Origin of the sequence: uncultured Aurantimicrobium sp. (assembly GCF_936931525.1) — a bacterium.
Lineage (GTDB): Bacteria > Actinomycetota > Actinomycetes > Actinomycetales > Microbacteriaceae > Aurantimicrobium.
In genome coordinates, this window is the sequence record NZ_CAKZII010000019.1 from 1 (window position 1) to 5,251 (window position 5,251).

Annotated in this window: 7 protein-coding genes and 1 tRNA gene; 6 read left to right on the forward strand and 2 right to left on the reverse strand. The window is 56.7% G+C overall.

Features of this window, described 5'->3' with window-relative positions; translation table 11 throughout:
• Nucleotides 1-3 precede the first annotated feature (3 nt).
• From Q0362_RS00875 to groL, 6 genes are all read left to right on the forward strand, one after another.
• Nucleotides 4-76 (forward strand) — tRNA-Thr (locus tag Q0362_RS00875).
• 1 nt (nucleotide 77) lies between these two features.
• Nucleotides 78-335: a DUF3263 domain-containing protein gene (locus Q0362_RS00880; RefSeq protein WP_298118742.1), complete on the forward strand. Its 258-nt coding sequence runs from the start codon at nucleotides 78-80 to the stop codon at nucleotides 333-335.
• Nucleotides 336-347: 12 nt separating this feature from the next.
• Nucleotides 348-896, forward strand: coding sequence for a LytR C-terminal domain-containing protein (locus Q0362_RS00885; protein WP_298118745.1), 549 nt, complete (start codon nucleotides 348-350; stop codon nucleotides 894-896).
• A gap of 129 nt (nucleotides 897-1,025) precedes the next feature.
• Nucleotides 1,026-1,229, forward strand: a complete 204-nt coding sequence (locus Q0362_RS00890; protein ID WP_110234406.1) for a cold-shock protein — start codon at nucleotides 1,026-1,028, stop codon at nucleotides 1,227-1,229.
• A 69-nt stretch (nucleotides 1,230-1,298) separates the two neighbouring features.
• Complete coding sequence (locus tag Q0362_RS00895; protein WP_298118750.1) at nucleotides 1,299-2,333, forward strand: DUF3048 domain-containing protein; 1,035 nt, start codon at nucleotides 1,299-1,301, stop codon at nucleotides 2,331-2,333.
• Between the two features lie 183 nt (nucleotides 2,334-2,516).
• Nucleotides 2,517-4,136, forward strand: a complete 1,620-nt coding sequence (gene groL, locus Q0362_RS00900; RefSeq protein WP_298118753.1) for a chaperonin GroEL — start codon at nucleotides 2,517-2,519, stop codon at nucleotides 4,134-4,136.
• A gap of 68 nt (nucleotides 4,137-4,204) precedes the next feature.
• On the opposite strand, the gene Q0362_RS00905 is transcribed toward groL, so the two are convergent.
• Together Q0362_RS00905 and Q0362_RS00910 are read right to left on the reverse strand one after the other, a co-directional pair.
• On the reverse strand, nucleotides 4,205-4,495 hold the full coding sequence (locus Q0362_RS00905) for a WXG100 family type VII secretion target (protein WP_298118756.1): 291 nt from the start codon (nucleotides 4,493-4,495) through the stop codon (nucleotides 4,205-4,207).
• A 138-nt stretch (nucleotides 4,496-4,633) separates the two neighbouring features.
• A partial coding sequence (locus Q0362_RS00910) for a cell wall metabolism sensor histidine kinase WalK (RefSeq protein WP_298118759.1) occupies nucleotides 4,634-5,251 on the reverse strand: 618 nt, incomplete at its 5' end.

Below are 5,251 nucleotides of genomic sequence, written 5' to 3' on the forward strand. Positions count from 1 at the left end.
CAAGCCGACTTGGCGCAATTGGTAGCGCACCGCTCTTGTAAAGCGGGGGTTGTGGGTTCGAGTCCCATAGTCGGCCCGTGTTTGACGAGCGTGATCGTGCCATTCTCGACTTTGAGCGTGAATGGTGGCAGCACCCCGGTGCAAAGGAAGACGCTATTCGACAAACCTTCGGTTTGTCTCCTGCCAGGTATTACCAAGTACTGGGCAAACTGATGGATTCAGAAGCTGCTTTGGCCTATGACCCCATGTTGGTGAAGAGACTGCAACGGGTTCGTGAAGATCGCCGCAGTTCTCGCCAGAAGCGGGTTAACCCTGATTCCCCAGAAAAGAACTGAAAGAATAGAACCATGGCTGAGAAAACAGAGCGCGACCAGTTCGACGACCTAGCCCCAGGCTTGGATCGTCGCGGAGTTCACCGCGCTCCCAAGCGCCGTGGTGCTGGTTTTGTTCCCTTTGCCTGGGCGGCTCTCGCAACGGGCGTCCTTGTTGTGGGCGGTGTTGGCACCCTGATCGTGACCAGCGACAGCATCAGCATGAAAGATTTTGAGAGCATCTTCGCTCTGCCCACAGCGACTGCATCGGCAGCTCCCCGTGTTACTCCTTCCCCTACCGTTGACCCTGCTTCGATCGTGAACGTGCTCAATGCAACCGGTGAAACCGGTGTCGCTACTGCTGTCGGGGAAAAGATTGCAGCCGAAGGTTGGACCGTTGGTGCTAAGTCAAACGCGAGTAAGAACGCGGACGAGACCTTCATTTACTACGGCAATCCTTCTCTGGAAGGCGCTGCCCGCGGCTTGGCTCAATCCTTGGGATATGGCGAAATCAAGCTCACTGATAAGTACATTGAGAGCTCCGCACAGCTCACTTTGGTCGTGGGTTTGGATTACGCCGGCTAAATCGTTGTCAATTCGCGACAATTAAAAGTTAGGCAAGGCTAACTGTTTTGTGCTAATCCCCAGTAGTGTGAGACCAACGGCACAAGCGATTTGTGTGTGTCGGTTGGGATACTGCAATTGGAGTTACACATGGCCACTGGAACCGTTAAGTGGTTCAACGCTGAAAAGGGCTACGGTTTTGTAACCGTAGACGGCGACGAGCAGGACGTATTCGTCCACTACTCCGCTATCGACATGAACGGCTACAAGGTCCTCGAAGAGGGTCAGAAGGTCGTTTTCGAAATCGGTACCGGAAACAAGGGTCCTCAGGCTGAGTCGGTTCGACTGGCTTAAAGCCTCGTAATATTCGGGCACGCCCGAACTAACGCCGTCCACGCTTGTGGGCGGCGTTAGTCTTTGCCCGTGACTACTTTTTCGCGAACTCTCTCCCGTGTTGTTGGTGTTGCTGCAGCGAGTGCTCTGGCACTTGGTCTGGCGGCCTGTTCTGGCGGTGCCAGTGGACCGGCAACTCCTGACTACAAGTCCACTTACAAAGCTCCTGCTGCCGTTGCGTATGCGCCCTTGACAGGTGTGGCACTGGCTGAGGGTGCCACTGTGGGACCTGCTCTGTCGGTGAAGATCTGTAACGTCTTCCACTGCGAACCTCAGGATGGTCTGAACCAGGCTGACGTGGTCTTCGAAGAAATCGTGGAGGGTGGCATCACCCGCTATGTCGGCGTGTGGAACTCGAACGTTCCAGTGAGCGTCGGCCCTGTGCGTTCATTGCGTCCCATGGATGCTGACATCGCTGCCCCCTTCGGCGGCATCATTGCTTACTCCGGATACGGCGCACAGGAAACTCGTGACCTCGCCGTCGACACTGGCTTGGTCAACGTCACCGAGAATGATCCAGCGATGTACCGCAACGACTACAACGTTGCTCCCTATAACTTGATGCTGCACGCACAGGAAGTCATTGCTGCGAACCCTGGACTGGCAGCCCCCGCGCAGCAGTGGGCTTACGCTGGATCACTGGCTACATCAACGGCAGTTCTGGACGGCTCTCCAGCAACCTCCGTGCAGAGCATCTTCAGCAACTCTTCTGACAACACCTGGACCTATGACGGTGCTGGTCGTTACCTGCGCACCCAGTGGGAAGGTCCTGACCTGGACCTCACCGGTGCACAGCTCTCTGCCGCAAACATCGTCATCATGCGTGTGAACGTGGATGAGTTTGTGGGCGTTCCCCGCACCCGCATGGTGGACTCGGGCGAACTCTTCGTACTCAGCGGTGGCAAGGTTGTGCACGGCACCTGGAGCAAGGCAGCAACGGCAGCACCCATCGTGTTCAAGGGCGACAATGGCGTAACCATTCGCTTGGCTCCCGGTAACACCTGGATCGAAATGGTTCCCCTGGAATCCTACGTTTCTGGCGGTACCGTCAACATCGCAGGATAAGTTTCCTCACCTTCATAGAAGCCCACCCCTCACGGGGTGGGCTTCTTGCATGAGAGAGCTTTCGCTGACCGCGGACGTACTTGCACTCGGGGCATGAGAGTGCCAATATTGAGTTAGCACTCGATTGAATTGAGTGCTAATCCCTGCAGTATTTCTGACGTCCGGGAGGGACGAAAAACAACCATGGCAAAAATTATTGCTTTTGATGAAGAGGCACGTCGCGGTCTAGAGCGCGGTCTGAACATCCTTGCTGACACCGTCAAGGTCACCCTTGGCCCACGCGGACGCAACGTCGTCCTCGAAAAGAAGTGGGGCGCCCCCACGATTACTAACGATGGTGTGTCCATCGCGAAGGAAATCGAACTGGACGACCCATTCGAAAAGATCGGCGCAGAGCTGGTTAAGGAAGTTGCCAAGAAGACTGATGACGTCGCTGGTGATGGAACAACCACCGCTACCGTTCTCGCTCAGGCACTCGTTCGCGAAGGTCTTCGCAACGTAGCTGCTGGTGCAGACCCCATCTCGCTCAAGCGCGGTATCGAGAAGGCTGTTGCAGCTGTGTCTGCAGAGCTCATCGCAAACGCGAAAGAGGTTGAGACCAAGGAAGAGATCGCAGCTACTGCATCTATCTCCGCAGCTGACCCCGAGATCGGCGCACTGATCGCTGAAGCTATCGACAAGGTCGGTAAGGAAGGTGTGGTCACCGTAGAGGAGTCCAACGCTTTCGGCACCGAGCTCGAGCTCACCGAAGGTATGCGCTTCGACAAGGGTTACCTCTCCGCTTACTTCGTTACTGACCCAGAGCGTCAGGAAGCTGTATTCGAAGACCCCTACATCCTCATCGTGAACAGCAAGGTTTCTAACATCAAGGACCTGCTGCCCATCGTGGACAAGGTTATCCAGACCGGCAAGCAGCTGCTCATCATCGCGGAAGACGTCGATGGCGAAGCACTTGCAACCCTCGTGGTCAACAAGATCCGTGGCATCTTCAAGTCGGTAGCCGTCAAGGCTCCTGGCTTCGGTGACCGCCGCAAGGCCATGCTTCAGGACATCGCCATCCTCACCGGTGGTCAGGTCATCGCTGAAGAGGTCGGCCTCAAGCTCGAGAACGTTGAACTCGACATGCTGGGTAAGGCTCGCAAGGTTGTTATCACCAAGGACGAGACCACCATCGTGGAGGGTGCTGGCGACGCTGAGCTCATTGCAGGTCGCGTTGCTCAGATTCGTGCTGAGATCGACAACACTGACTCTGACTACGACCGCGAGAAGCTCCAGGAGCGCCTGGCTAAGCTCGCTGGTGGTGTTGCAGTCATCAAGGCTGGTGCCGCTACTGAAGTTGAACTCAAGGAGCGCAAGCACCGTATTGAGGACGCTGTCCGTAACGCGAAGGCTGCTGTTGAAGAGGGCATCGTCCCCGGCGGTGGTGTTGCATTGATCCAGGCTGGCAAGATCGCTTTCGAGAAGCTTTCTCTCACTGGTGACGAAGCAACCGGTGCGAACATTGTTCGCGTCGCTATCGAAGCTCCTCTGCGTCAGATTGCACTCAACGCAGGTCACGAGCCCGGTGTTGTTGTCGACAAGGTTCGTTCACTGGCAATCGGTTGGGGCCTCAACGCTGCAACCGACGAGTACGTTGACCTGATGGCTGCGGGCATTATTGACCCAGCTAAGGTAACTCGCTCGGCTCTGCAGAACGCAGCCTCGATTGCAGCCCTGTTCCTCACCACTGAGGCAGTTGTTGCAGAGAAGCCTGAGAAGGCAGCTCCTGCAATGGGTGACCCTTCGGGTGGTATGGACTTCTAAGTCCAAACAAACCAAGAAAGAACGCCTCCCCGCCGATTGGGGAGGCGTTCTTCTTTTGTCTCTCTCGATTACCCGCGGAACATCCGTGCCGTGGCCTGCTCAATGTCCATGTATTGCTGGGCAGCCAGTGAGAGAGCATGGTTGATGGAGCTGAGGCTCTCGTCAACGCGCTGGGCAGTCAGATGCCACTCAGAGACCACCGCCTGGAATGCGGTGGCTGCAGTGCCACTCCAGGAGCCTTGGAGGTTGCTCAGCTGAGAGTGCAGGGCAAGCACTTCGCTCTGAATACGTGAAATGGACTGTTGCGCAGCAGAGCTGGCCTGTAAGACAGCTTCGCTGTCGACGTGAAAGACGGGCATGAATTCTCCTTGAGGGGTAAGGAGAGCGCATCCGACCCCTGAGCGGAGGGGGGAATGCTGCGGATCGGATGCGCTCTGAGACCCAAGATAGGAACCCAGGACGCGCTCACACAGCGCGCAGGCGAAGCTGTGGAGGGTTTAGGCCTCGACGGGGGTGTGGACGACGGGAATGGTTACCGAGAACGTGGCACCGCCACCCTTGGTCGCGGTGACATCGATGCGTCCCTGGTGGGCCTTCACGATTGAAGCCACGATGGCCAGACCCAGACCGCTGCCGCCGGTTTCTCGGGTGCGCGAGTTGTCTGCACGATAGAAGCGTTCGAAGATCTTCTCGCGGATCTGCTTGGGGATTCCCTCACCATGATCCACGATCGAGATGGTGGCTTCGCCTGCCGCCTCGTCATGCTTGACCACGAGCTCCAGGGGAGTTCCTGATTCAGTGAAGCGCAGTGCATTTCCCATGAGGTTTGTAACCACCTGGCGAATCTTGTTCTCTGCAGCAAAGATCTCCACAGAGTCGCCTTCAACCGTGATGGTGCGATCGGGGTCGAATGCACGCGCATCGAGGGCAGCGTCCTGGGCGATGGTGAGTAGATCGAAGGAACCGATTTCGAGTGGACGTGTTTCATCCATTCGAGCCAGTTCGAGTAGGTCTTCAACCAAGGCACCCATGCGGATGGCTTCCTTCTCGATGCGCTCCATGGCCTGTCCAATTTCTTCAGGAGTCTGGAGAGCACCCATGCGATAAAGCTCGGC